The 25,063-nt window shown below is 38.2% G+C and carries 24 protein-coding genes and 4 tRNA genes; 1 reads left to right on the top strand and 27 read right to left on the bottom strand.

Annotation, left to right across the window (positions count from 1 at the left end; translation table 11 throughout):
- Positions 1-22 precede the first annotated feature (22 nt).
- The 22 genes from ACOZIR_RS25965 to ACOZIR_RS25860 form a co-directional block, all read right to left on the bottom strand.
- On the bottom strand, positions 23-1,255 hold the full coding sequence (locus tag ACOZIR_RS25965; RefSeq protein ID WP_013059902.1) for a S1C family serine protease: 1,233 nt from the start codon (positions 1,253-1,255) through the stop codon (positions 23-25).
- A gap of 57 nt (positions 1,256-1,312) precedes the next feature.
- Entirely contained in the window at positions 1,313-2,107 is a 795-nt protein-coding gene (locus ACOZIR_RS25960; RefSeq protein ID WP_014457688.1) for an MBL fold metallo-hydrolase, read from the bottom strand.
- 18 nt (positions 2,108-2,125) lie between these two features.
- Positions 2,126-2,905: a two-component system regulatory protein YycI gene (locus ACOZIR_RS25955; RefSeq protein ID WP_045293915.1), complete on the bottom strand. Its 780-nt coding sequence runs from the start codon at positions 2,903-2,905 to the stop codon at positions 2,126-2,128.
- Positions 2,892-4,259, bottom strand: a complete 1,368-nt coding sequence (locus ACOZIR_RS25950; protein WP_028411920.1) for a YycH family regulatory protein — start codon at positions 4,257-4,259, stop codon at positions 2,892-2,894. The genes ACOZIR_RS25955 and ACOZIR_RS25950 overlap by 14 nt, the downstream gene beginning before the upstream one ends.
- The gene (walK, locus tag ACOZIR_RS25945; RefSeq protein ID WP_045293916.1) at positions 4,250-6,157 is read right to left on the bottom strand and encodes a cell wall metabolism sensor histidine kinase WalK; all 1,908 of its coding nucleotides are present in this window, start codon (positions 6,155-6,157) and stop codon (positions 4,250-4,252) included. The genes ACOZIR_RS25950 and walK overlap by 10 nt, the downstream gene beginning before the upstream one ends.
- A 6-nt stretch (positions 6,158-6,163) precedes the next feature.
- Positions 6,164-6,871, bottom strand: coding sequence for a response regulator YycF (yycF, locus tag ACOZIR_RS25940; protein WP_013085552.1), 708 nt, complete (start codon positions 6,869-6,871; stop codon positions 6,164-6,166).
- 262 nt (positions 6,872-7,133) lie between these two features.
- A tRNA-Phe gene (locus ACOZIR_RS25935) sits at positions 7,134-7,206 on the bottom strand.
- Positions 7,207-7,210: 4 nt separating this feature from the next.
- Positions 7,211-7,286 (bottom strand) — tRNA-Asp (locus ACOZIR_RS25930).
- A 35-nt stretch (positions 7,287-7,321) separates the two neighbouring features.
- A tRNA-Glu gene (locus ACOZIR_RS25925) sits at positions 7,322-7,393 on the bottom strand.
- Between the two features lie 15 nt (positions 7,394-7,408).
- Positions 7,409-7,481, bottom strand: a tRNA-Lys gene (locus tag ACOZIR_RS25920).
- Between the two features lie 167 nt (positions 7,482-7,648).
- On the bottom strand, positions 7,649-8,935 hold the full coding sequence (locus tag ACOZIR_RS25915; protein ID WP_013085553.1) for an adenylosuccinate synthase: 1,287 nt from the start codon (positions 8,933-8,935) through the stop codon (positions 7,649-7,651).
- A 187-nt stretch (positions 8,936-9,122) separates the two neighbouring features.
- Positions 9,123-10,487, bottom strand: a complete 1,365-nt coding sequence (gene dnaB / locus ACOZIR_RS25910) for a replicative DNA helicase (RefSeq protein WP_045293917.1) — start codon at positions 10,485-10,487, stop codon at positions 9,123-9,125.
- A 115-nt stretch (positions 10,488-10,602) separates the two neighbouring features.
- Entirely contained in the window at positions 10,603-11,052 is a 450-nt protein-coding gene (rplI, locus tag ACOZIR_RS25905; RefSeq protein ID WP_045293918.1) for a 50S ribosomal protein L9, read from the bottom strand.
- A complete protein-coding gene (locus ACOZIR_RS25900) occupies positions 11,049-13,022 on the bottom strand; it encodes a DHH family phosphoesterase (RefSeq protein ID WP_013085556.1) in 1,974 nt (657 codons plus the stop codon). The genes rplI and ACOZIR_RS25900 overlap by 4 nt, the downstream gene beginning before the upstream one ends.
- A gap of 36 nt (positions 13,023-13,058) precedes the next feature.
- Entirely contained in the window at positions 13,059-14,003 is a 945-nt protein-coding gene (locus ACOZIR_RS25895; protein ID WP_045293919.1) for a YybS family protein, read from the bottom strand.
- A gap of 138 nt (positions 14,004-14,141) precedes the next feature.
- A complete protein-coding gene (gene rpsR, locus ACOZIR_RS25890; protein ID WP_013059913.1) occupies positions 14,142-14,381 on the bottom strand; it encodes a 30S ribosomal protein S18 in 240 nt (79 codons plus the stop codon).
- A gap of 66 nt (positions 14,382-14,447) precedes the next feature.
- Positions 14,448-14,948 carry a single-stranded DNA-binding protein gene (ssb, locus tag ACOZIR_RS25885; RefSeq protein WP_013059914.1) on the bottom strand — a complete coding sequence of 167 codons (501 nt, stop codon included), beginning with the start codon at positions 14,946-14,948 and terminating at the stop codon, positions 14,448-14,450.
- 47 nt (positions 14,949-14,995) lie between these two features.
- Positions 14,996-15,283 (bottom strand): 30S ribosomal protein S6, encoded by a 288-nt coding sequence (gene rpsF / locus ACOZIR_RS25880; protein ID WP_013059915.1) that lies wholly within the window; start codon positions 15,281-15,283, stop codon positions 14,996-14,998.
- Between the two features lie 189 nt (positions 15,284-15,472).
- Entirely contained in the window at positions 15,473-16,573 is a 1,101-nt protein-coding gene (ychF, locus tag ACOZIR_RS25875) for a redox-regulated ATPase YchF (protein WP_045293920.1), read from the bottom strand.
- A 170-nt stretch (positions 16,574-16,743) separates the two neighbouring features.
- Positions 16,744-16,941, bottom strand: coding sequence for a DUF951 domain-containing protein (locus tag ACOZIR_RS25870; protein WP_013059917.1), 198 nt, complete (start codon positions 16,939-16,941; stop codon positions 16,744-16,746).
- 14 nt (positions 16,942-16,955) lie between these two features.
- Entirely contained in the window at positions 16,956-17,849 is an 894-nt protein-coding gene (locus tag ACOZIR_RS25865; protein ID WP_028409761.1) for a mechanosensitive ion channel family protein, read from the bottom strand.
- Between the two features lie 67 nt (positions 17,850-17,916).
- Positions 17,917-18,930 carry a membrane protein gene (locus ACOZIR_RS25860; RefSeq protein WP_045293921.1) on the bottom strand — a complete coding sequence of 338 codons (1,014 nt, stop codon included), beginning with the start codon at positions 18,928-18,930 and terminating at the stop codon, positions 17,917-17,919.
- Positions 18,931-19,016: 86 nt separating this feature from the next.
- Between ACOZIR_RS25860 and yyaC the strand changes: the two genes are divergently transcribed.
- Complete coding sequence (gene yyaC, locus ACOZIR_RS25855; RefSeq protein WP_045293922.1) at positions 19,017-19,637, top strand: spore protease YyaC; 621 nt, start codon at positions 19,017-19,019, stop codon at positions 19,635-19,637.
- Between the two features lie 32 nt (positions 19,638-19,669).
- On the opposite strand, the gene ACOZIR_RS25850 is transcribed toward yyaC, so the two are convergent.
- The 5 genes from ACOZIR_RS25850 to mnmG form a co-directional block, all read right to left on the bottom strand.
- On the bottom strand, positions 19,670-20,539 hold the full coding sequence (locus ACOZIR_RS25850) for a ParB/RepB/Spo0J family partition protein (protein WP_013059921.1): 870 nt from the start codon (positions 20,537-20,539) through the stop codon (positions 19,670-19,672).
- The gene (locus ACOZIR_RS25845) at positions 20,511-21,293 is read right to left on the bottom strand and encodes a ParA family protein (RefSeq protein WP_028409764.1); all 783 of its coding nucleotides are present in this window, start codon (positions 21,291-21,293) and stop codon (positions 20,511-20,513) included. Before ACOZIR_RS25845 ends, ACOZIR_RS25850 begins: the two co-directional genes overlap by 29 nt.
- A 116-nt stretch (positions 21,294-21,409) precedes the next feature.
- Positions 21,410-22,285: a nucleoid occlusion protein gene (gene noc / locus ACOZIR_RS25840; protein ID WP_045295507.1), complete on the bottom strand. Its 876-nt coding sequence runs from the start codon at positions 22,283-22,285 to the stop codon at positions 21,410-21,412.
- 135 nt (positions 22,286-22,420) lie between these two features.
- Positions 22,421-23,137 (bottom strand): 16S rRNA (guanine(527)-N(7))-methyltransferase RsmG, encoded by a 717-nt coding sequence (gene rsmG, locus ACOZIR_RS25835; protein ID WP_045295506.1) that lies wholly within the window; start codon positions 23,135-23,137, stop codon positions 22,421-22,423.
- A gap of 30 nt (positions 23,138-23,167) precedes the next feature.
- On the bottom strand, positions 23,168-25,057 hold the full coding sequence (gene mnmG, locus ACOZIR_RS25830; RefSeq protein WP_013059925.1) for a tRNA uridine-5-carboxymethylaminomethyl(34) synthesis enzyme MnmG: 1,890 nt from the start codon (positions 25,055-25,057) through the stop codon (positions 23,168-23,170).
- Positions 25,058-25,063: the final 6 nt, after the last annotated feature.

Here is a 25,063-nt window from a genome sequence, read left to right as displayed (position 1 = left end):
TCCCCTGTGGATAACTTTTCTTTTACTTCATTTGACGCGTTAATTTTACTTCTGTGGATTTCTTTTTGCCATCACGATAGAACGTTACATTCATTTTATCGCCAATTTCTTTTTCAATGTAGAGGTGTTTGCGAAGTGTCGCAATATCCCTTACTTTGCTGTGATCTAGCTCAACAATCACATCATATTCCTTCAACCCAGCTTTAGCGGCTGGCGAACCTGGTTCGACTTTTAGAACAGCGACTCCGTTTACTACATCATGCGGTAACTTAAGGGTTTCTTTTAAATGATACCCTGATACCTCACTTAATGATAGTGTACTAACTCCAAGATACGGACGTCTGACTTCACCATATCGTTCTAAGTCATTAATAATGGGCCTAGCCATGTTAATTGGAATCGCAAGACCAATGCCTTCTACTGCTTCTTGGGCAATCTTCATGGAATTAATGCCTATTAATTCACCATCAATATTAACAAGAGCACCCCCGCTATTGCCAGGGTTAATGGCTGCATCTGTTTGAATGACTTCTGATTGCCAATCAGGATTTCCATCGCCATTCAAATCTTGAGGAATGACACGATTAACTCCTGAGACAACTCCTTGTGTAACGGATCCAGAAAATTGAAGGCCTAGCGGGTTTCCGATAGCAATCACTGGTTCACCAGCTTTAAGCTTATCAGAATTTCCGAAGGTAGCCACTTTTGTCACGTGACCTGCATCAATTTCAAGAACTGCTAAGTCCATTAAATCATCACTGCCAAGAATTTTAGCTGATACCCTTGTGCCGTTACTGAAGCTTACTTCAATTTCGTTAGCACCTTTAATGACATGATAGTTTGTCACAATATAAGCTTTATTGCCCTGCTTTTTGTAAATAACACCTGAGCCCGTCCCGGCATCAGTTCGTTCATCATTCCAAAAGCTTTCAGAGTTCTGGATGTTTACAACTCCTACAACTGCTGCATTGGCTTCAGAAACAGCTTTTGTGACGGCCGTAGTGACGTCAAGAGATACTGACTTTTGAATGGTAGATCCTGTTTGTTCATCTCTATTTTCATCCGTCATCCATCCATCTGGCAAAATCCCGTTCCTCACCAAGGCTGGCATAAGAAGCAGTACAATAAGTGCACCTATAATAGCTCCAATGAGAGCAGAAGCGAAATATCCTCTGCGGCGTTTAGGCGGCCGACTATTCGGCTCTTGGCCTTCATCATAATGTTCCACACTATCACCGAACCCTTCATTTATCATCGTGAATGTCTGCATTCACGTACTAAATGAAGTTATTTTTCGCTTCCTTTCTAGAGACTATACATAAACAATATCAGTTGGTCTTTTTGGATCAGTATCACATAGCAGAATATTGTCCTCTACATTGATGTCTTTTTGTTGTAACACTTGTGCAACCGACATGCGGGCAATTTCCTTCATGTTATTGTCTTGACTCAAATGCGCCAAGTAAATGCGTTTGGTTTGATCTCCAATCACATCTGCCATTGCAAGCGCCGCGTCTTCATTTGATACGTGTCCCACGTCGCTTAGAATTCGTCTTTTAATGCTCCAAGGGTAGCGCCCCATTCTCAGCATTTCAACATCATGATTGCTTTCAAATACGTACATATCGCTATTTTTAATCGTACCTTTCATGCGATCACTTACATAGCCGGTATCCGTAATAAGGGTTAATTTTTTAGACCCTTGATGAAAGACATAAAACATAGGCTCTGCAGCATCATGCGAAACGCCAAAAGACTCCACTTCCAATTGACCAAACGATTTCGTTTGGCCAATTTCAAAGTGAAACTTCTGTTCCGTATCAATGTTGCCGATCAAGCCATCCATTGCGTTCCACGTTTTTTCATTTGCGAAAATAGGGAGCTTATATTTACGTGCCAGAACACCTAGTCCTTTAATATGGTCACTATGTTCGTGAGTCACTAAAATTCCTGATAAATCCGGGATATTGCGATTTACTTGTTGAAAGAGAGCTTCCATTTGCTTTCCGCTCAGCCCTGCATCAACTAGTAAGGAATGTTCTCCATCACTTACTAAAATCGCATTTCCTGTGCTCCCACTCGCTAGCACGCTGAAATGCAGGCTCATTTATCTCACTCCAAATACTTATTTATTTCCTTTTTTAATAATCTGCCCTTCAAAGGCATTTACAAAATAACTTGTATCTCCATTTACAACGATGTGCCAAGTTGGTGCTAAAACTTGAGAATTTAGTAACGGCAGATCAAACGTATAGTACCCAAACTCTACTTTTGTTACAGAATCTTTCTTTTTCAATTCACCCTTCAAAAACAAATTTTCCAATGCTTTTAAAGGCGTTAAAACATCCTGCTCATCATCCAACGTTTTCACAGAACCTAGCATAGTTTGTTCATATGAAACAATTTCGCCTTTATCATTTAAATGAGCAATGATCATGCCATTTTCATTGTCATAGATTTTATGCTTCTTATATTGTTGAAAGAATGTAACTGTGTTTTTCTCTTTGTTAACATTCCATAGCTCATAATCCTTACCCGAGAGCACATACCGTTTTAGAAATTGACTTAGCTTTGCTTCGGGACTTTTCTCAGGCACTGAAAAAGGTTTGTCTAATACGCTTCGAATTGTTTTTTCCTCAAGCAGCGCTGCTTTTTGTTCTTTAAGCTTTTTTAAATCTTCATCTTTAAACAGTTTGCTTTTAGCATTTAACGACGAAGCTTCCTTCACATCTTTAGCTAAATGTTTGTATTCAATGCCTTCACTCGTTAATTGTTCTTCAACGCTCGACTCTACAAATAGAGAGTACTGATCTTCTTGATGGGTTTTAAAAATCTGATAGCCTAAGTAAATATTAAGAATCAAGAAAGTGAAAATAAAAATGGTTTTTGTTCTATTCCAATCCATCGTTATCGCCTCCTTCGGTCGGCGGTGCAATTCGATACCATTTGCTATTATAATAATAGAACCAAGAAGGAACGAGTTTGACAGAATTAGAATTAAATTCAACCGTCTTTTCACCGGTTTTCGGCTGCTGTGAAACTTCTTCTAGCTGATAGCCTATTGAAATATCTTTTAACAGATTCGGGTCAAAGTTTTGATGTTTTTCAATTAATTGAATCACCTTTTGAGATGACTGCAGCTTTTCTACACTGGAGTCCTGTACTCTTACAAAACGATAAAGAGGACGACGGTAATTTAAAATCTCCGCATTTCCCCATCTCTGATATATTTCAGTCATTCCCTGATTGCTGTACACGGGATAGTTATCTTTATAATAACGATAGCTAATTTCTTTTGTAATACGATTCCAGCTGTTGAATCTGTAATTAGATTCTGTCCAGCCGCCATGGTCATTAACGAAGCTAAAGCTGCGATTTATCAAATTATAATCTTCCATTACCTCGGTCGTGGAATTTACAAGATTCACATATTCCATCACATCTGTCTTCGTATTGACATTAATCACTTTTGTACCTTCGGTGTAGACATCTCTGTTTGTAGACGTTTCTTTCCGTGCATAGTCTGGGTTGTTAAAAAGCGCTTCTTTATATTTTTCAATATCTAAATGCCTCATGCTCGTATAGTAGACTTCACTATTCATCGTAATATTATTTTCCGGAAGGAAGATATACCGATTTTTGTTTTCTTTATATACAAGACTCGGGGCATACGTACGCTTCATTTTATCTTCTAATTCTTTGATATCATCTTTGGCCAAATTCTTGACTGTAACCGAATAAATCTTTTTTTGCTCATAATTCACAAGATACACGCTCACGAAAAAGGAAGGTGTACGCTTAATTTTAATGAGTACACGGTCAAATGTTTGATTAGGCAAAGAAGTTTGAGAAAATGAAAAAAGCTGTTGAAATGTTTTTAACGGTAGCGCGTCTGGATACAACACTTCAATAGAATTACTTCCATGGACATAATTTAAAAATCCATCAGGAGAAATAGCATCCGAAACGTCCGTCACATTCGAAAACTTCCACTTTTTCATTTCATTTACCCATTTGTTTACATCATCTTCGTCGTGAGACATGTAGTGATTATCGTTTCGATGATAGAGAACTTCTGTTGGAAGAATATGATCTTCTATTTTACTTTTTGAACTCACTTCAACTTCCTGCAAATGTTGATTTTTTGAAATGACCTTATAAGAAGGCTGATACGTCCATATATGATACGTCATAATTAAACTGGAAGCGACGAGAACAACTAAGATGGCCGTTTTGATATGTTCATATCTCATTCCCATTCGTCATCATTCTCACTTTCAATCGGAAGAGTAAAGTAAATCGTTGTTCCTTTTCCTTCCTGACTATCTGCCCAAATGCGTCCATCATGTGCTTCAATAATTTCCTTGGCAATAGCAAGCCCTAATCCTGTTCCGCCTAATTTACGCGTTCGTGCTTTATCTACACGATAGAAGCGTTCAAAAATTTTAGCTAAATTTGATTTTGGAATTCCCATACCTTGGTCTTTAATGCTCACAACAATTTCATGCGTATGCTGAGCAATTGAAAATGTAATGGTTCCGCCTTCAGGTGAATATTTTATTGCATTGGAAATAATGTTATCTAATACTTGTGTAATTTTATCTTGATCGATAGCGACATAGATTGCTTCATTTGGTAAGTCGCGCACGAACGAAATACCTTGTTCAATTGTCATTTCAAAGCGATCAATAATGTAATGATAGAACTTCACAAAATTGATTGGGTCACGACTAAATCGGTAATCTTGGCTATCTAGCTTAGATAATTGAAGCAAGTCGTTAACGAGACGAATCATTCGCTCTGTTTCCGTTTGCGTTACATTTAAAAATGTTGGAGCTAAGTCCTTATCTTGCCAAGCTCCGTCTGCAAGCGCATCTAAATAACTGCGCATTGTTGTTAACGGCGTACGCAATTCATGTGAAACATTCGCTACAAATTCTCGGCGATCTTGATCAATTTTCTCCTGCTCTGTAATGTCATGCAAGACAATGATAATCCCGTTAATAAAACCGGTCTCTTTTTGAATAGCGGAAATGGTAGCTCGTAAAATAAAAGGATCCGATTTTGTACTAAAGTCCAAAATTAATGACTCTTGATTAGCGAGCAAGCTTTCAAACGTATGCGTTTCTTCAAGATCTAATAGGGAAACAACTGGGTCAGACAAAACCGTTTCACGTGAAACATTTAGCATAGCTGCGGCTGGATCATTAATTAAAATTACTCTTCCCTTTCGATCCGTCGCAATAACGCCGTCCGTCATATGAGCTAATACCGAACTAAGCTTACGGCGCTCCCCTTCTGTCGTTGCCTGTGCTTCTTGAAGCTTTCTTGTTAAGTTGTTGAATGTGAGAGCTAGCTGACCAATTTCATCATACCCGTATACCTTAGCTTTTCTCGTGAAGTTCCCTTTGGCCATCTCAAGTGCTTGTTTTCTCATTTCAGACATTGGACGAGTAATTGTCTGAGCTAAAAACACGCCTAAAATAGCTGTGATAAAAAGAGCAATCACCGTACCTGCCTTAAAGATCTGATTGATATTACTCATTTGATCGTAAACAGGCTCCATGGAAGCTGTTAAGTAAATAGCACCTAAGATTTCTTCGCTAGACTGAACTTTTCCATTTTTATTAGCGGAATTTGATTGACTGGCACCTACTTTATCCTGTAAACGAATAGGCTGTATCATAACTCTGATTCGCTGTCCGCTTTGATCAACAAATACATTATCAGAGTTCGTTCCTGCTAACAACGCATTTGTAATCGCTAAATCATTAGTCTTTTTACCTATAATCTGTTGAGGATTTGAGTTCGATGTAGCAATGATTCTTCTATTTTGGTCAATGACTCTTACTTCAGAGATGTCATTCATATCATTTGAAGCTAAATTGGGTCTTGAAGCAAAATCTCGTAAAATAGTCTTTAAGTCTTCCTCAAGAGTGGGTGAATCATCATCACGATTTTTCACCATTTCTTGTCCAATATTATACGTCAGCAAGTCCGTCCGCTCTTGAAGAGACGTTCGAAAGTTGTTAACTAATTCCTTTTCTAATTGTCGTGCAAAATAGACCCCAATAATTTGCATCGCAATTAAAATGAGCAGCACATAAATCAATACAAACTTTAAATGAATAGATTGCAGGAGCCTTACTTTCTTCATCTAAAATTACTCCTGCTCTGGGCTGCGTAAATAATAGCCTACTCCACGTCTTGTTACAATCCACATTGGATGGCTTGGATTATCTTCAATTTTTTCACGTAATCTTCGAACTGTTACATCTACCGTACGCACATCACCAAAATAGTCATAGCCCCATACGGTTTGAAGCAAGTGTTCACGCGTCATGACTTGTCCAATGTGCTTCGCTAAATAATGCAGCAGCTCAAATTCACGATGAGTCAGTTCAATCGTTTCTCCGCGCTTAGACACGATATAAGCATCTGGGTGAATAACAAGTGCTCCAATCGTAATTTCATTCGTTTCACTTTCTTCTGTTGGAACAGCTACCTGCTGATGTCTACGTAAATTAGCTTTTACACGTGCTAATAATTCACGCGTACTGAACGGCTTAGTTACATAATCATCTGCACCTAATTCTAGACCTAAAACTTTGTCAATTTCAGAGTCTTTTGCTGTTAACATGATAATTGGCATATCATATTTTTTACGCACTTCTCGGCAAACTTCCATTCCATCTTTCTGAGGAAGCATAATATCTAATAAAATCATTTCAGGCTGTACTTCTTCCACTTTTTCAAGTGCTTCTACGCCATCATAAGCACAAAATACTTCGTAACCTTCTTTTTGCAAATTAAACTTTAAAATATCTGCAATCGGCTTTTCGTCATCTACGACTAAAATACGTTTATCCATGATCATCGTTCTCCTTTATTAGTTGAAGCAAAATATAAAAGATAGTATTCATACTGTTTGAATACCGTAGTTTTATTATACTTGATAACCCTTGAAACGTCACAAGTTCATCCTCTACTATACATGAAGATATATGATTTTCAACCATCTCTAAATACAAAAGTAATATATTACCACAAAAGAGATACAAAGCAAATAACGTTTTCTTTTAAATGTAAATAAAAGAAAAAAGCATGACTTTAAATAAAGTCATGCTTTTTGATGGCTCGGGACGGAATCGAACCGCCGACACAAGGATTTTCAGTCCTTTGCTCTACCAACTGAGCTACCGAGCCAAAATGGCGGTCCCGACGGGAATCGAACCCGCGATCTCCTGCGTGACAGGCAGGCATGTTAACCGCTACACCACGGGACCTCAGTTTATATGCTATGTATTAAAATTATTAAAAATGACCCGTACGGGATTCGAACCCGTGTTACCGCCGTGAAAGGGCGGTGTCTTAACCGCTTGACCAACGGGCCACGTTGTAACAAAAGTGAGCCATGAAGGACTCGAACCTTCGACCCTCTGATTAAAAGTCAGATGCTCTACCAACTGAGCTAATGGCTCATGTTATATCTCTTAGCGACGCTTATTATAATAACACGATATTTTATATAAATGCAATAGTTTTTTAAAACTTTATTTTTATTATTGAGCTTTTTTTAAAAATCTTGTTAACAAACCACCAATTATATATATAAAAGGTTAGCTCACGAGGAGCTAACCTTTTTTATTTAGCTATATACACCACGTAATACATTTGTTTGTGTACGATCTGGACCTACAGAGAAAATAGATAAAGGAATACCTGTTAATTGAGACACGCGCTCTAAGTAGTGGCGAGCGTTATCAGGTAACTCATCTAATGTTTTCACACCCGTAATATCTTCTGTCCAACCTGGAAGCTCTTCATATACAGGTTCGCATTCTGCAAGTGTTTTTAAGCTAGCAGGGAATTCTTCCATAACTTCCCCTTTGTAACGGTAAGCTACACAAATCTTTAATGTCTCAATTCCCGTTAATACATCAATCGAGTTTAAAGATAAATCTGTGATTCCGCTAACTCGACGAGCATGACGTACAACTACACTATCGAACCAACCTACACGGCGAGGACGACCAGTTGTTGTACCATATTCACGTCCTACTTCACGGATTTGATCACCGATTTCGTTTGTTAATTCAGTTGGGAAAGGACCGTCACCAACACGAGTTGTATACGCTTTTGATACGCCTACCACGTGTTTGATTTTAGATGGACCTACACCAGAACCAATCGTTACTCCACCAGCTACTGGGTTCGAAGATGTAACAAATGGATATGTTCCTTGATCGATATCTAACATAACACCTTGTGCGCCTTCAAATAGTACACGACGTCCTTCGTCTAACGCATCATTTAATACTACTGATGTATCAACAACATATTTTGCAACTTGTTGACCATACTCATAGTACTCATCTAAAATTTCTTCTAATGTAAAGCCTTCTACTTCATACATTTTTTCAAGAAGGCGATTCTTTTCAGCTAAGTTTTGTGTTAATTTTGCTTCAAATACTTCACGGTCTAGTAAATCGGCAATTCGAATACCAACACGTGCTGCTTTATCCATATAAGCTGGTCCAATACCTTTTTTCGTTGTACCAATCTTATTTTCACCTTTACGTTCTTCTTCAACTTCATCTAATTTTAAATGATATGGAAGAATCACATGAGCTCGGTTACTAATACGTAAGTTTTCTGTTGTTACACCGCGATCATGTAAGTATTTTAATTCTTGAACAAGCGCTTTTGGATCGACAACCATACCGTTTCCAATTACACACGTTTTGTCATTATAAAAAATACCTGAAGGAATTAAATGTAACTTATAAGTTTCACCATTAAACTTAATTGTGTGACCTGCATTGTTCCCCCCTTGGTAACGTGCAATCACTTCTGCATTTTCTGATAGGAAGTCTGTAATCTTCCCTTTTCCTTCATCTCCCCATTGTGTTCCTACTACAACGACTGAAGACATATCTTAAGCACCTCCGCTTAGTAAGCAACAGCTCACTACGACATAATTTAACCATGGATAAGTGTATCAATTTATCACGCTAAAGTCAATTAAATCCGAACGATTTAACAAAAGTTATTACAAATATATCGTATTTTGCGGAACGAATGCGATAACAATAAAATAAAACCTCTCATATTGAGAGGTTTTATGCACCAGGCGGCACTCCTGCGTCATCAAAGCGCCGCTCGAGATTAACGAATTTATTGTACTCTTTTACGAAGGCAAGCTGTACGGTTCCAACGGGACCGTTACGCTGCTTAGCTATAATAATCTCGATAATATTTTGATTTTCTGTATCTTTTTCATAATAGTCTTCACGATATAAGAAAGCTACGATATCGGCATCCTGCTCAATACTTCCGGATTCACGGATATCAGACATCATCGGTCGCTTATCTTGTCTCTGCTCTACTCCACGAGAAAGCTGTGATAAGGCGATAACAGGAACTTCTAATTCACGGGCTAAACCTTTTAACGCACGCGAAATTTCAGATACTTCCTGCTGTCTGTTTTCTCCGCTTCGTCCATTTCCTTGAATGAGCTGTAAGTAGTCAATTAAAATCATCCCAAGCCCGCCTTCTTGCTTCAGGCGACGACACTTAGAACGAATTTCACCTACTCGAATACCCGGTGTATCATCAATATAAATCCCTGCATTGGACAAAGATCCCATTGCCATCGTGAGCTTTCCCCAGTCATCAGCTGTAAGCGAGCCTGTACGCAACCTTTGTGCATCAATATTTCCTTCGGCACACAGCATCCTCATAACAAGCTGCTGAGCACCCATCTCTAAACTGAAGATTGCTACGTTCTCATCCGTTTTCGTTGCAACGTTTTGCGCAATATTTAAGGCAAAAGCCGTTTTACCTACCGATGGACGGGCCGCTACAATGATTAAATCATTTCGCTGGAACCCTGCTGTCATTCTATCTAAGTCACTAAACCCGGTTGGGATACCTGTAATGTCACCTTTTCGATTGTGAAGAACTTCGATATCATCGTACGTTTGTACAAGTACATCTTTGATATTTTGAAACACACCGCTGTTTTTACGCTGTGCTACTTCTAAAATATTTTTTTCCGCTTCATTTAATAAAACTTCTACTTCGTCTTCCCTTGCATATCCTTCTGAAGCAATATGCGTTGCAGTACGAATTAGACGGCGTAAAATCGACTTTTCTTCTACGATTTTACCGTAATACTCTACGTTTGCAGCCGTTGGAACAGAGTTAGCTAAATCACTTAAATACGATACGCCGCCAACTTCTTCTAAGATTTTTTGATCAGCTAATTCAGACGTTACCGTTACCAAATCAACCGGTTCACCTTGGTCAGAAAGTTTCAGCATACATGTAAAGATTTTCTGGTGCGATGCCCGGTAAAAATCTTCAGGTATTAGCAGCTCAGATGCTAAGGTTAAAGAAGAAGGCTCTAAGAAAATGGCCCCTAATAGCGCTTGCTCTGCTTCAATATTCTGAGGCGGAAGACGATCAGCAAAAAGATCACTCATATTTCTATGCCCCTCTTATATTCTTTCGTATTTTCTTTCATCATAAATGTTGGCGCGAACAAATACAAGTCCGCGCCAACCCTTTATATTATTTACCTATTTTTCAATCGTACGTTTATTTTTGTTCAGTCACGTGTACCTTTACAGTAGCCGTTACTTCTGGATGTAATTTAACCGGTACATTTGTGTAGCCTAATGCGCGAATAGCATCATTTAATTCAATTTTACGCTTATCTACTTTAATTTTGTGTTTTTTCTTTAATTCTTCAGCAATTTGTTTGCTTGTGATAGAACCAAATAAACGGCCTCCTTCACCAGATTTTGCTGTTAATTCAACTGTTAGTTCTTCAAGAGTTGCTTTTAACTCTTTGTTTGCTTGAAGTTCTGCAGCTGCATCTTTTTGCTCTCTATGTTTTTGTGCTTCTAATACCTTCACATTACCGCCTGTAGCTTCAACAGCATAACCATTTTTTAATAAGAAGTTATGTGCATAACCGTCTGAAACATTTTTCACTTCACCTTTTTTGCCTTTTCCTTTTACATCTTTTAAGAAAATTACTTTCATGATCTTCTACCTCCATCTAAGTACTCATCAATTGCTTGTTTAAGCCGTTCTTCAGCTTCATCCAAACTAATGTCTTGGAGCTGAGTAGCAGCATTCGTTAAGTGGCCTCCGCCTTGGAGACTTTCCATAATAACTTGTACATTGATATCCCCAAGCGATCTAGCACTAATACCAATTAGATTATCCCGTCGCTTAGAAATAACAAATGAAGCAACCACTCCGCTGATTGAAAGCAGCGTATCTGCAGCTTGCGCAATTAACACCTGATCATACATTTTGTTTGGTTCAGCTCGTGAAATGGCAATACCTGCTGTATAAATCTCTGCATGTTCAATAAAGCGTGCTCGCTGTACATATTGCGTGATATCTTCTTTTAAAAACTTTTGAACAAGAACCGTATCTGCGCCTTGAGAACGTAAAAAGGACGCTGCATCAAACGTACGAGATCCCGTGCGTAATGTAAAGCTTTTTGTATCGACAATAATACCGGCTAAAAGTGCTGTTGCTTCTAGCATATCAATTTTAAATCGTTTTGGCTGGTATTCAAGCAGCTCAGTAACGAGTTCTGCTGTCGAGGAAGCGTATGGCTCCATATAGACAAGAAGAGGATCTTCGATAAAGTCTTCTCCTCGTCTATGATGATCAATGACCACGACATTTTCAATACGATTTAATAACCTTTCTTCAATAACGAGCGACGGCTTATGCGTATCTACTACTACTAAAAGAGTATCATCGCTCACAAGATTTAAGGCTTCTTCAGGCGTAATAAATCGTTCCCACAGGCCTTCCTTCTTTTTAATCTCTTCTAGCATTCGCTGAACACCTGTATCAATATGGTCAGGATCTAATACGATAAAACCGTCTTTTTGATTCACTTGTGCTACTTTTAATATTCCAATGGCAGCTCCTACAGCATCCATATCCGGATACTTATGACCCATAATAATCACTTTTCCACTCTCTGTAATGAGCTCTTTTAACGCGTGAGAAATAACTCTTGCACGCACGCGCGTCCGTTTTTCCATTGGATTTGTCTTGCCGCCAAAGAATTTCACTTTTCCATTCGGCTGTTTAATCGCTACTTGATCTCCACCTCGACCTAAGGCCAAATCCAAGCTAGATTGAGCTAAAGCACCCAGCTCAGGTAAATCAGCAGCACCAGCTCCGATACCAATGCTTAATGTAAGCGGTATATTTTGTTTAGACGTCTCTTCTCGAACTTGGTCCAAAATAGAAAATTTACTTCGCTCTAAATGAATTAAGATTTGTTCATTCATAATCGCAATAAATTTCTCAGAAGACGTACGTTTAATAAAAATACCGTATTCTTGAGCCCAACTATTTAACATAGAAGTTACTTGGCTATTCAAGTTACTTTTAACTTGATCATCCATTCCTTGCGTGAGTTCATCATAATTATCTAAAAAGATAATGCCTAAACTTGTTCGTTCTTCTTCATACAATTTTTCGATTTCTATTTGCTCTGTAATATCAAAGAAGTACAGTAAGCGCTCGTCTCGTTTAATCACCACTTTGAATTTCCGATCATGCAACGTGACAACTTCTGTTTCCACTTCTTGTTTGATCAGTGGAATAATACTCTCTGCTACATCGTATAATGATCTTCCCACTAGTGTGTCTTCACCGAGACAAGATGCTAGAAAAGGATTGGTCCATTCAATTTGATATTCATCATTAAATAGCATAATCCCAATCGGCATTTCCATTAATGCCTCTTCGCCTACTTTTTTCAGCCGATGAGACAGCATTGAAATATAGGTTTCAAACTCATCGGACAGCATTCGCTCCATTCTCATGTATAGAAAAAGACAGGCTAATAGTAATATAAAGCCTATCATTCCTATGATCCAATTATGATAGGTCACGATACCTACTAAAATCAGGGCTATACTATACAATGAGTAAAATGGATAGCGAATGACGTTCTTTTTTGTAAAGACAGGCATCCATTTCAGCTCCTACTTTTTTAAGTTCCACAATATCTACTTTTTTGTGTCTAATTGTTTTCTTAAATTAAATCCTAAATCAATTATACCTAAGATGCGCACAATTTGAAGGATAATTGGAATAATTAATGCTAAAATTGTTACAACAATTGGAATTGCTTTGGCATACCCTTTTTGATACGAGAAATAGAAAATAAAAGAGATCCCTTGTAACACTACTAGCATTTGCAGTCCCATCACGATGTTGATAATAGCTACGTACATAAATGTACCTTGTTCAATATTAAAAGATGGGAAAGATAAGATTAACGCAATCAAATAATACCATAGAATACTTTTAGGAAGTTTCAATTCACGAAAAGGCGGGAATGCTTGCACCTCATAACCTGTTCTTTTAAGAATAGGCGTAGCAATAAGCTGAGAGAAAAAGGCCAGAATAACTCCGCCCATAACAATTAATAGAGGCAACAGATTTTTAAACATATCAAACGCATCTCTCATTTGGTCAATTTGAGATTCCTTAACGTCTTGTCCTAAACTTTTCATCATTTCAATACTTTGATTAATCGATTGATCTAAAGCATTATTTATTTGCTCCATTAAATTAACATTAAAAATGACATTTGCTCCTACGAACAATAAAAGTAAACCTAAACTAAATGCAACCGTGCCGCCTAGTAAAATGGTATACCTTTTTTGTTTTTGTCGGTAAAGCATTCCTATTGCTAATCCACCAATACCAAATACAAGTGTAAAAGGAAGAGTCAACACATTTCCAAATAACAAAGTCAATAACAACCCTACTACTAAAAATAATATTGCCTTTTTCCACCCATGACGAACGGTATACACAATAAATGGAACAGCTAGCGCTAGTTGAAAAATGGTTCCCACAACAGGTATGTATAGTGAAAAAAGCAACAGCGCCACAAACAGCGCTAAAAGAGCTGCTCCTTCTGTAATATATCGAATTCCTTTCACAACTTCACCTCGTTGACATAGACTATTATTTATTTTATCGATTCAGTTCATAAGAAGCAACTATTTGACAAAAGAGCACCTATGTAATGTAAAAAGAGGCAGTAAGGAAATCCTTACTGCCTCTTTTTATACCGTTCATTATTCACCAGAAACATATGGTAATAATGCCATTTGACGAGCGCGTTTGATAGCGATCGTTAATTTACGTTGGTATTTAGCGCTTGTTCCAGTTACACGACGAGGTAAAATTTTACCACGCTCTGAAACGAATTTTTTAAGCATATCTACATCTTTGTAATCGATGTGAGTGATGCCGTTTGCTGTGAAGAAACAAACTTTACGACGTCTGTTGCGTCCACCTTTACGTCCACCTGCCATTTTGATACGCCTCCTTCCGCTTAAAAGTTTCTATAAAATTTTATACTCCGGATAATCTACTGCGAATTAAAACGGTAAATCGTCATCTGAAATGTCAATTGTCTCGCCATTATTTGCAAATGGATCATCATCAACGCGAGTATAACCTTGATTACCTGAGTTACGGTTCTGATTATCTCCAAATGGAGAGCCTTGTCCAGATCCTCCAGTGTTAGCAAAGTTACTGCGTTGCGTATCCCCACCGCCACTTTTCGGCTCTAAAAATTGCACACTTTCCGCTACAACTTCCGTTACGTATACGCGACGACCGTCTTGTCCTTCGTAACTGCGAGATTGTAGTCGACCATCAACACCAGCTAAGCTTCCTTTTTTAAGGAAATTCGCTGCATTTTCAGCCTGACGACGCCATACAACACAGTTGATGAAGTCAGCTTCACGTTCACCTTGCTGATTTGTAAATGTGCGGTTTACCGCTAAAGTGAATGTTGCAACCGCTGCTCCACTCGGGGTATAACGTAATTCAGGATCTTTGGTTAAGCGTCCTACGAGAATTACGCGATTCATCATCAGAACCACTCCTTAAGGAAATAAAACCCATTTATTTAAACGTTTAATTATGCTTCTTGTTTAACAACGATATGACGGATAATGTCTTCGTTGATTTTCGCAAGACGATCAAATTCAGAAACTGCTTCTGAAGTAGCCGCCACGTCAAGAATCATGTAGTAACCGTCACGGAAATCATTGATTTCGTATGCTAAACGACGTTTACCCCATTCTTTAACATTTGCGATTTCAGCACCATTATCAGTTAATACGCCGTTGAAGCGCTCAACTAATGCTTTCTTTGCTTCGTCATCAATGCTTGGACGGATGATGTACATTACTTCATACTTTCTCATCACTGTCACCTCCTTTTGGTCTAACGGCCCGAAACGGGCAAGGAGCAATAAAATATTACTCACGAATTAAAATTATAGCACACTACCATAGGCAAAGCAATATGCATTGCGGGCTGTTTCGTAAATATACGCTAATATTTTCGCCAACGACAAAAGCCGAAAGAAGATATCTTCTTTCGGCTTTTAATCTTATACGTTAAAGCGGAAATGCATAACGTCTCCATCTTTTACGATGTATTCTTTTCCCTCTAAACGTACTTTTCCAGCTTCACGAGCCGCTCCCATTGTTTTAGCAGCTAATAAATCCTCGTATGACACCGTTTCTGCACGAATAAATCCACGTTCAAAATCTGTGTGAATAATACCTGCACACTCAGGAGCTTTCATACCTTGTGTAAACGTCCACGCGCGTACTTCTTGCTCACCAGCTGTAAAGTACGTAGCTAATCCAAGTAAATCGTACGCTGCACGTACAAGCTGATCTAGACCTGACTGTTCAATGCCTAGTTCTTCAAGGAACATTGCTTTTTCTTCTCCTTCAAGCTCAGCAATTTCAGATTCAATGCGTGCGCAAACAACAATTACTTCTGCACCTTCACTTCCCGCATACTCACGCACTTTTGCTACATATTCGTTAGCAGATGCATCGGCTACTTCATCTTCAGAAACGTTCGCTACATAAAGAATAGGTTTGATCGTTAGCAAATGAAATTGTTTTACTAATTTCATTTGTTCTTCTGTAAACGATACAGCACGAGCTGGCTGATCACTTTCAAATGCATTCTTTAGTTTCTCTAGAATTTCGTATTCATACATTGCTTCTTTATCTTTTTGTTTAGCCATTTTTTGAACACGGCCAATACGCTTCTCTACCGTTTCTAAATCTGCTAAAATCAACTCTAAATTAATTGTTTCAATATCTGAAATAGGATCTACTTTTCCTGAAACGTGCGTGATATTTTCATCTTCAAAACAACGCACAACGTGACAAATTGCATCTACTTCTCGAATATGAGATAAGAATTTATTTCCCAGTCCTTCACCTTTACTAGCACCCTTTACGATTCCAGCGATATCTGTGAATTCAAATGCTGTTGGAATTGTTTTTTTAGGTTTTACAAGCTCTGTAAGTTTTTGAAGACGATGATCAGGTACTTCTACAATACCTACGTTAGGATCAATCGTACAGAAAGGGTAGTTCGCAGATTCTGCGCCCGCTTGTGTAATTGCATTAAATAATGTTGATTTTCCAACGTTAGGAAGACCAACAATTCCAGCTGTTAAAGCCATATATTTATTCACTCCTCTTTATATATCCGAAACAAGTTAACCTGTCACAATTATAGTGAGTCAACTTTTGAAATACAAGTTTGATAAAGAACCTTTAGCCGCATGGCGTTAGGGTGCTTCATTTTGTCCCACCTTACAGTATAAGGCATAAACATAGAAAATGCATGAGGTTATTCCTCATGCTTTACAAGAATTTTTTTCATTTTACGTGCAAAATCACGTCTTGGAATCATTACGCTATGGCCGCAGCCTTCACATTTAATACGGATATCCATTCCCATTCGAATGATTTTCCATTCATTTGTACCGCAAGGATGAGGTTTTTTCATTTCCACAACGTCATTTAAACCAAATTCTTTTTCCGTCATCAGCTCTCTCCTCCTTATGTCCCTTTCAACGTCGACGAATGCTGTGCTTCTTCTGTACGATTATACATAACCATACGAGGAAATGGAACTTCAATGCCATGTTCATTTAGCCTTGTACGCACTTCTTTACGAATCATACGAGAAATATGGAAATGTCTCATTGGTTTTACTTCGCTTGTAATCCTCATTGTGACTTCAGTTGCATGGATATTTTGAACGCCCAGCAATTCAGGCGTTTTAACCATATCTTCATAGCGACTTGGCAATTCTTCTAACAGGTCTAAGATCACTTGTTCTGCTTTTTGTATGTTTTCTTCATAAGAAATGCTTACATCAACGAAAGCTACGCTGTTATGTAAAGAAAAATTAGTGACCTCCACAATACTGCCATTGGGCAAAATATTAATTTCGCCTGTCCAACTCTTAATCTTTGTTGTACGCAACCCAATTTCCTCCACAGTTCCCTCAAATGTTCCTACTCGAACATAATCGCCAACGGAGAACTGATCTTCAAAGATAATAAAAAAACCAGTGATGATGTCTTTCACTAAGTTTTGAGCACCAAACCCTACCGCGAGCCCTACGATTCCAGCCCCCGCTAGCAATCCACGGACATCTACGGATAATGTTTCTAAAATCATAACTCCCGCAACGAAATAAATAGCATAAGAAAAAATATTCTGAAGCAAACGGACCATCGTAGCTTCTCGTCGCTCAGAAATACGCAGAGGGCTATTTGTGCGAACCTCTACAAATTTATTTAACGCTTTCTTTCCAATTCGAATTAAAAACATGGAAATAAGCAGAATCAACAGAATTTTTATAAATCCCTCTCCAATATGTGCCCACGTTTCTTCTTGAAAAAATGGCTCAAACACGTTCTTAAAAACTGACTTCAACGAATTCATACTACATGTAGCTCCTATCGTAACATAATCTACATACGAGAAAGTTTTAATCTATTGTAGCAAGTTTCTACGAACTTTTGTAGCGATTTCGAAATGGATACAATAGAACGGCTGTTACTAAAAATAAATTGACGATTCCATACATTGGATATAAAACGGCAATCAAAGTAGAAAAACCTAACTTTGTAAAAGGAATCATTAAAAGTAGCCAGCAGGCTGCCAGTTTCCAAAGAGATTGCACCTTTTCGGTATGAAAACGCGCGGTCAGTCCTAAGATTCCCGATACGGCTGTTGTATAAATTGCAATGAGCAAAACAATGCTCATTAAAAACAGCATCGTATAAGGAAAGTCTTTAAGAATAGCGAATAATGGAATTTCATAAGAAGAAAGAAGGCCTGAAACTTGAATAAGCGATTCATTATAAATAAAGGAAAGCCCCCCTAATAAAAAACCACTGCCAATACTTGCAATATAAATCTCTTTTTTGCTTTTAATTTCCTTTCCAATTGTAGATAATACCGCCACAAGAGGGAGGATATTTAAAGCCGTAAAGGTAAAAGCAGCAGGCCAATTATGCTGAAGATGCCAATCAGTTACTCCAGGATGACGTAAAACAAATGTAAGAAGTACGCCAGCTAGTCCAATCATTAAGATTGGCATAACAAAAGAATTGATAGAAAGAAGCCCATTTAATCCTCTCGAAAAAACAAAGACGATAAACGTACTAAGAGCGCCAATTCCCCACCAGTAAGGAACATGCCACATTTCCAATGTCGCCCCACCGCCCGCGATCATAATCACAGTTGTCGTAAATAAATAAAAAACGATTAAAACATCGTAAGCTGCAGCCCATCTCTTTCCTATTAATTCAATGAGCACTGGATAAAATTGATTGGTTCGGTAACGATAGCTGATTTGCATAATCACATTGCAAGAAATCGCAAAAATAATAGAAAATAGAAAAATAGCAAGTCCGCTTTCTTCGCCAAAAAACTGCCATAGCTCTCTCCCTGAAGCATATCCAGCGCCTATCATGGTTCCCATAATTAAGAATATCCATTTACATCCTGCTCTCCACATCGATTTTCCCCCAATCCATGAAATATATGTATAGAATCTTCAAAATCTTCGTATACTGTTACTATTATGTATAAGGAGTGGACCCTATGAATTTAAAATCTCCCTTCTTTGAGAAGACACAACATTCAACCCGCGTATTTCATGATGAAGAATCTGCTATAAAGAAGCTGAGTACACAGTTACTATCTTTACTTCCAGCACAGAAAGACAGACCAATTGTTTTTGTATGTATTGGAACGGACCGTTCAACTGGGGACTCATTGGGTCCATTAGTCGGAACGAAACTGAATGAAAGAAAAGTTTCATCTTTTCACATTTTTGGAACGTTAGAAGAGCCTGTTCATGCTGTTAATTTGAAAGAAACGTTAAAGCATATTCAAAAGCTTTTCCCAAATCCTTTTATTATTGGAATTGATGCTTGTTTAGGTCGTATGAAAAGCGTAGGCTCTGCATCACTTGGAGTAGGACCCGTTAAACCAGGAGCAGGAGTTAATAAAGAATTGCCGCCAGTCGGAGATATTCATATAACAGGAGTTGTCAACGTGAGCGGATTTATGGAGTTTTTCGTCTTGCAAAATACGAGGCTTCATCTCGTTATGTGCATTGCCGATTTAATTGCGAAAAGCATTGAGACTGTGCACACCGAACGAGAGAAAGAGTTTAATGCTTCTCCGGTTTACCAAACTGTAAGACACTATAAACAATAAAAAAGGTTGTCCTAAAACTAGGACAACCTTTTTTATACAGAAGATTTATTGGTTTGAGAAAGATCATTAAATAATTCGAGAAGACGGTTTAAATCTTCTTTAGAGAAAAATTCGATTTCAATTTTCCCTTTTTTCTTGCTTTGTGTAATGTGAACGGAGGTACCAAAACGCTCACGGAGCTGTGTTTCACTTTGTTTTATAAATAAATCTTTATCTTTTTTAGTTTTTGATGTTTCACGTGGAACGGCTTTATTTAAGTGGGCAATATAAGCCTCTAGCTGCCTGACATTCAACTGTTCCTTGCGTATTTTTTCGACTACTTTAGGTAGAAGAGCTTTATTTTTTAAACCGACTAGCGTACGCCCGTGTCCCATAGACAATTCATTAGTAGAAATGAGGGTTTGAATTTCCTCAGGCAGTTGCAAGAGGCGAACATAGTTAGCAATATGAGGTCGGCTTTTTCCTAGTCGTGTAGCAAGTTGCTCCTGTGTCATATCGAGCTTATCCATAAGCAATTGATAAGCGGTTGCTTCTTCAATTGGCGTCAAATCTTCACGCTGTAAATTCTCCAACAAAGCTAGTTCCATCATTTGCTTTTCTGAAAAGTCTTTTATAATGACAGGAACAGTAGCAAGGTCGGCTTCTTTAGCAGCTCTAAATCGTCTTTCACCTGCTAAGATTTCATAGCCTTTAATGCTTTTGCGAGCTACAATAGGCTGTAAGATGCCATGATGTAAAATGGATTGCTTTAACTCATTAATTGCTTCTTTATTAAACGTTTTACGTGGTTGATAGGGGTTGGGTCTGAGTTCGTGAATAGCAACTTCCTGAATTGAATCATCAGCCTGTGCATCTAAGCCTGAAAATAAGGCATTAATTCCTTTCCCTAATCCTTTCGCCATTATAAATCACTTCCTTTGCAAGTTCCGTATAAACTGCGGCCCCTCTAGATCTTGCATCATATAAGATAATTGGTTCACCATGACTAGGTGCTTCGCTCAAACGAACATTTCGAGGAATAATCGTTTGATAAACGCGATCCTGAAAGTACTTCTTCACTTCTGCTGTTACCTGCAGTCCTAAATTTGTACGTGCGTCAAGCATAGTCAGCAATACACCTTCGATACGCAGTTGATTATTCAAATGTTTTTGGACTAATCTAACCGTATTTAGCAATTGACTTAATCCTTCAAGCGCATAATATTCACACTGTACAGGTATTAAAACAGAATCAGCTGCAGTTAACGCATTTAATGTCAGTAAACCAAGAGAAGGGGGACAATCAATAATAACATAATCAAAGTGATCTTTCACCGTTTCTAAAGCTCTCTTAAGTCGAACTTCACGTGAAATAGTCGACACTAATTCAATTTCTGCACCAGCTAATTGAATGGTCGCGGGAATGATTGATAAATTTTCGACGGCTGTTGAACGCACAACGTTTTTGGCTTCCATATCTTCCACGATTACATTATAGATACATTCATCTACATCTGCTTTATCTATGCCAACTCCACTCGTAGCGTTACCCTGGGGATCTCCGTCTACAAGTAGAACCTTTTTTCCTTGTTCAGCTAAACAAGCTCCTAAATTAACAGCGGTTGTTGTTTTTCCAACTCCGCCTTTTTGATTCGCAACTGCCACAATTTTCCCCATGTTGTCACCTACTTTCATTTCCATCCCATTTGTCCAGACAGTTTAATTGTTCATTGAATTTTCTGACGAAAAACTTTGATAAAAAAGCCTCATCAAAAAAGATGAGGGCTATTTCTTTATTTTTTCGGAATCTTAATAGTAAACTGAAAATATTCATCAAACTCTTCTTCTTCCGTGTTTAATGAAATACCGCTGTCACTAACCATTGTCAACGATTGACGAATTGTATTCATTGCGATACGCGTATCTTTACTAAACGCTTTTCTTTTTGCTTTTGGCCTTTTAACCTGCGTTTCTAACAATTTAACTACTCGATCTTCCGTTTGTTTTACATTTAATTGTTTTTCAATAATCTCAGCTAATACTTGAAGTTGTTTTTCTTGATTTTTGAGGGGAATGAGCGCTCTTGCATGTCGCTCTGTAATCAATTTTTGTTTGATTGCTTCTTGTATTTCAACAGGAAGCTTTAACAAACGAAGTTTGTTTGCAATTGTGGATTGGCCTTTTCCTAAACGTTGAGCTAATGCCTCTTGGGTAAGATTATGTAACTCAATTAACTTTGCGTAGGCTAGTGCTTCTTCGACAGCCGTTAGCTCTTCACGTTGTAAGTTTTCTATTAAAGCCACAGAGGCCGTTTCTGTATCGTTAAAATGTTTCACAATTGCAGGAACCGTATCCCAACCTAAGCTTTGTACAGCTCTCCACCGGCGTTCTCCAGCAATTAATTCGTATTCTTCGCCCTCAGTCGGTCGAACCACAATAGGTTGAATAATACCGTGTGTATGAATAGTAAGAGCTAGCTCTTCAATTTTTGCTTCATTAAACACAGTACGCGGCTGATAACGATTCGGAATAATACTTGAAACTTTAATTTGTTTTACTTCATCTCTTAAAACTTTTTCGACATTTTCATCTTGGACAGTTTCAATCTCTACATGAATATCCTCATCTTTTTCTTTTAAATTAAAAAAACGTGAAAAAGCAGATTTCATAGTCCCACACCACCTTCAGGAAAATCCCGCCTTAAACTAATTCGATGTTTTTTAATCATATCCTGCTTTCTAAACAGAAAATATAGAGAAGAAAATGTTTCATATGAAACATTTTCTTCTCTATCTATTTACCACCTACTCTAATGGAAGCTTAACTGGAGTACCAGGTTTTCTAGGATATTTTTTAGGCGTTTTCTTTATTTTATCTATTAAAATAATGTAACGTTCACTTTGCTCCAAAGGCAATTGGAAATGTTCAATCGACTTCACTCTTCCACCTAATACTTGAAATGATTTTTCCCCATTTTTTAATTCCTCAGGGGCAGAAGCACCTTTCATTGCTAAAAAGCGTCCTTGTTCTTTAACAAGCGGTAAGCAAAATTCATTAAGAACCGAGATACGTGCCACAGCTCTTGCTGTTACAAGATCGAATGACTCGCGAATCGTTTCTTTTTTACCAAATGTTTCAGCTCGATCATGACATAGTGTGACATTGTCTAGTTCAAGCTCATTTACAAGATGCGTTAAAAACGTAATACGCTTTTGTAACGAATCAACGATTGTTACATGCAAATGCGGGAAGCAAATTTTGATCGGAATACTTGGAAATCCCGCTCCTGCACCTACATCACACATGGATTCAATTTCTGTAAAGTCTTGAAAAAAAGCAGCTGAAATAGAATCGTAAAAATGCTTTTCATATACTTCACCGTGATCAGTGATAGCAGTTAAATTCATTTTTTCGTTCCATTCCACTAAAACTTGATAATACTTTTCAAATTGATTCAGCTGTTTAGAAGAAAGAGAAATTCCCTTTTCTTCTAATAGCTGTTGAAACTGTTGAATATTCATTGAGTTTCCCTTTCTTCGCGCCTAAGAGTTTTAATCATTTGATACTTTAGCGATGCGCCCTTGTTCAATATAAACAAGCAAGATTGAAATATCAGCTGGGTTGACTCCAGAAATACGTGAAGCTTGTGCTACCGTTAGTGGACGCACTTGATTTAATTTTTGACGTGCTTCTGTAGCTAGACCGTTAATTGCATCATAATCGATATAATCAGGAATCTTTTTGTTTTCTAACTTCTTCAAGCGTTCAACTTGTTGAAGTGATTTCTGAATATATCCTTCGTATTTCACCTGAATTTCTACTTGTTCAGCTACTTCAGGATCTACCGTCTCATCAGCTGGTGCTAATTGATGAATATGAGTATATGTCATTTCAGGGCGGCGAAGTAAATCTGTCGCACGAATGCCATCTTTTAATTCGCTGCCGCCAGCTTCTTTAATCAGTTGTTGAACAGCTTCATTCGGCTTAATAATAAAGGAGAAAAGACGTTTCTTCTCTTGCTCGATTTCCGCTTTCTTTTGTTCAAATTTAGCATAGCGCTCATCGCTGATTAATCCTAGTTCACGACCAATTTCAGTAAGGCGTAAATCAGCGTTGTCGTGACGAAGCAATAAACGATATTCTGCACGGGATGTTAGCAGACGATACGGTTCATTTGTTCCTTTTGTTACTAAATCATCCACCAATACACCGATGTAAGCATCAGAACGTCCTAAGATGACTTCTTCTTGTTCCAGCGCTCTTCTTCCTGCGTTAATTCCAGCAAGAAGACCTTGGCCTGCAGCTTCTTCATAACCAGATGTTCCGTTAATTTGTCCAGCCGTATAAAGATTTTTAATTTTTTTCGTTTCAAGCGTTGGCCATAACTGAGTCGGAACAATTGCATCATATTCAATAGCATAGCCCGCACGCATCATTTGGACTTTTTCAAGACCAGGAATTGTCGCAAGCATTTGACGCTGTACGTGCTCAGGAAGGCTTGTTGATAGTCCTTGAACATATACTTCTTGCGTATTTCGTCCTTCTGGCTCTAAGAAAATTTGGTGGCGCGGTTTATCATTAAAGCGCACAACCTTATCTTCAATAGATGGACAGTAGCGTGGTCCAGTACCTTTGATCATCCCAGAATACATAGGAGATAAGTGGAGGTTGTCATCAATAATTTGATGCGTTTGTTCACTTGTATATGTTAACCAGCAAGGCAATTGATCTGTAATATACTGTGTTGTTTCGTATGAGAAAGCACGAGGCACATCATCTCCAGGCTGAATCTCCGTTTTGCTGTAATCGATAGTTGAGCTATTAACACGAGGTGGAGTTCCTGTTTTAAAACGGACCATGTCCAGTCCTAACTCCTCTAAGTGTTCAGAAAGCTTAATAGCCGGTTGTTGATTGTTAGGACCGCTTGAATATTTTAGTTCACCTAAAATAATTTCCCCGCGTAAGAATGTTCCTGTCGTAATAACCACTGTTTTAGCTTTATACACAGCTCCCGTTTGAGTGACAACACCCGTACATACACCATCTTCTACGATTAACTGTTCTACCATGCCTTGCATAAGCGTTAGGTTTTCTTCGTTTTCTAACGTTTTTTTCATTTCATGCTGATAAGCAAATTTATCTGCTTGAGCTCTAAGTGCTCGAACGGCCGGACCTTTTCCTGTGTTTAACATTCTCATTTGAATATGCGTTTTATCGATATTTCTACCCATTTCTCCGCCAAGAGCATCAATTTCACGTACGACAATACCTTTTGCAGGACCGCCTACAGAAGGGTTGCAGGGCATAAACGCCACCATGTCTAAGTTGATGGTCAACGTTAACGTTTTAGCACCCATACGCGCAGAAGCAAGCGCCGCTTCACATCCTGCATGACCCGCTCCAATGACAATAACATCATATTGTCCACCTTCATATTGCATAATAGT

The organism is Priestia sp. D3YE.R1, from assembly GCF_049199565.1.
In the GTDB taxonomy this organism is placed as follows: domain Bacteria; phylum Bacillota; class Bacilli; order Bacillales; family Bacillaceae_H; genus Priestia; species Priestia aryabhattai.
The sequence above is the reverse complement of the archived record's forward strand: the minus strand, read 5'-3'. Positions and strand labels throughout refer to the sequence as shown.

What these genes read in the sequence shown, in the direction of transcription:
- ACOZIR_RS25965 (WP_013059902.1), bottom strand. Translation starts at nt 1,255, where the DNA reads ATGATAAATGAAGGGTTCGGTGATAGTGTGGAACATTATGATGAAGGC.
- ACOZIR_RS25960 (WP_014457688.1), bottom strand. Translation starts at nt 2,107, where the DNA reads ATGAGCCTGCATTTCAGCGTGCTAGCGAGTGGGAGCACAGGAAATGCG.
- ACOZIR_RS25955 (WP_045293915.1), bottom strand. Translation starts at nt 2,905, where the DNA reads ATGGATTGGAATAGAACAAAAACCATTTTTATTTTCACTTTCTTGATT.
- ACOZIR_RS25950 (WP_028411920.1), bottom strand. Translation starts at nt 4,259, where the DNA reads ATGGGAATGAGATATGAACATATCAAAACGGCCATCTTAGTTGTTCTC.
- walK (WP_045293916.1), bottom strand. Translation starts at nt 6,157, where the DNA reads ATGAAGAAAGTAAGGCTCCTGCAATCTATTCATTTAAAGTTTGTATTG.
- yycF (WP_013085552.1), bottom strand. Translation starts at nt 6,871, where the DNA reads ATGGATAAACGTATTTTAGTCGTAGATGACGAAAAGCCGATTGCAGAT.
- ACOZIR_RS25915 (WP_013085553.1), bottom strand. Translation starts at nt 8,935, where the DNA reads ATGTCTTCAGTCGTTGTAGTAGGAACACAATGGGGAGATGAAGGAAAA.
- dnaB (WP_045293917.1), bottom strand. Translation starts at nt 10,487, where the DNA reads ATGAGTGATCTTTTTGCTGATCGTCTTCCGCCTCAGAATATTGAAGCA.
- rplI (WP_045293918.1), bottom strand. Translation starts at nt 11,052, where the DNA reads ATGAAAGTAATTTTCTTAAAAGATGTAAAAGGAAAAGGCAAAAAAGGT.
- ACOZIR_RS25900 (WP_013085556.1), bottom strand. Translation starts at nt 13,022, where the DNA reads ATGCCTGTCTTTACAAAAAAGAACGTCATTCGCTATCCATTTTACTCA.
- rpsR (WP_013059913.1), bottom strand. Translation starts at nt 14,381, where the DNA reads ATGGCAGGTGGACGTAAAGGTGGACGCAACAGACGTCGTAAAGTTTGT.
- ssb (WP_013059914.1), bottom strand. Translation starts at nt 14,948, where the DNA reads ATGATGAATCGCGTAATTCTCGTAGGACGCTTAACCAAAGATCCTGAA.
- rpsF (WP_013059915.1), bottom strand. Translation starts at nt 15,283, where the DNA reads ATGAGAAAGTATGAAGTAATGTACATCATCCGTCCAAGCATTGATGAC.
- ychF (WP_045293920.1), bottom strand. Translation starts at nt 16,573, where the DNA reads ATGGCTTTAACAGCTGGAATTGTTGGTCTTCCTAACGTTGGAAAATCA.
- ACOZIR_RS25870 (WP_013059917.1), bottom strand. Translation starts at nt 16,941, where the DNA reads ATGACGGAAAAAGAATTTGGTTTAAATGACGTTGTGGAAATGAAAAAA.
- ACOZIR_RS25865 (WP_028409761.1), bottom strand. Translation starts at nt 17,849, where the DNA reads ATGAATTCGTTGAAGTCAGTTTTTAAGAACGTGTTTGAGCCATTTTTT.
- ACOZIR_RS25860 (WP_045293921.1), bottom strand. Translation starts at nt 18,930, where the DNA reads ATGTGGAGAGCAGGATGTAAATGGATATTCTTAATTATGGGAACCATG.
- yyaC (WP_045293922.1), top strand. Translation starts at nt 19,017, where the DNA reads ATGAATTTAAAATCTCCCTTCTTTGAGAAGACACAACATTCAACCCGC.
- ACOZIR_RS25850 (WP_013059921.1), bottom strand. Translation starts at nt 20,539, where the DNA reads ATGGCGAAAGGATTAGGGAAAGGAATTAATGCCTTATTTTCAGGCTTA.
- ACOZIR_RS25845 (WP_028409764.1), bottom strand. Translation starts at nt 21,293, where the DNA reads ATGGGGAAAATTGTGGCAGTTGCGAATCAAAAAGGCGGAGTTGGAAAA.
- noc (WP_045295507.1), bottom strand. Translation starts at nt 22,285, where the DNA reads ATGAAATCTGCTTTTTCACGTTTTTTTAATTTAAAAGAAAAAGATGAG.
- rsmG (WP_045295506.1), bottom strand. Translation starts at nt 23,137, where the DNA reads ATGAATATTCAACAGTTTCAACAGCTATTAGAAGAAAAGGGAATTTCT.
- mnmG (WP_013059925.1), bottom strand. Translation starts at nt 25,057, where the DNA reads ATGCAATATGAAGGTGGACAATATGATGTTATTGTCATTGGAGCGGGT.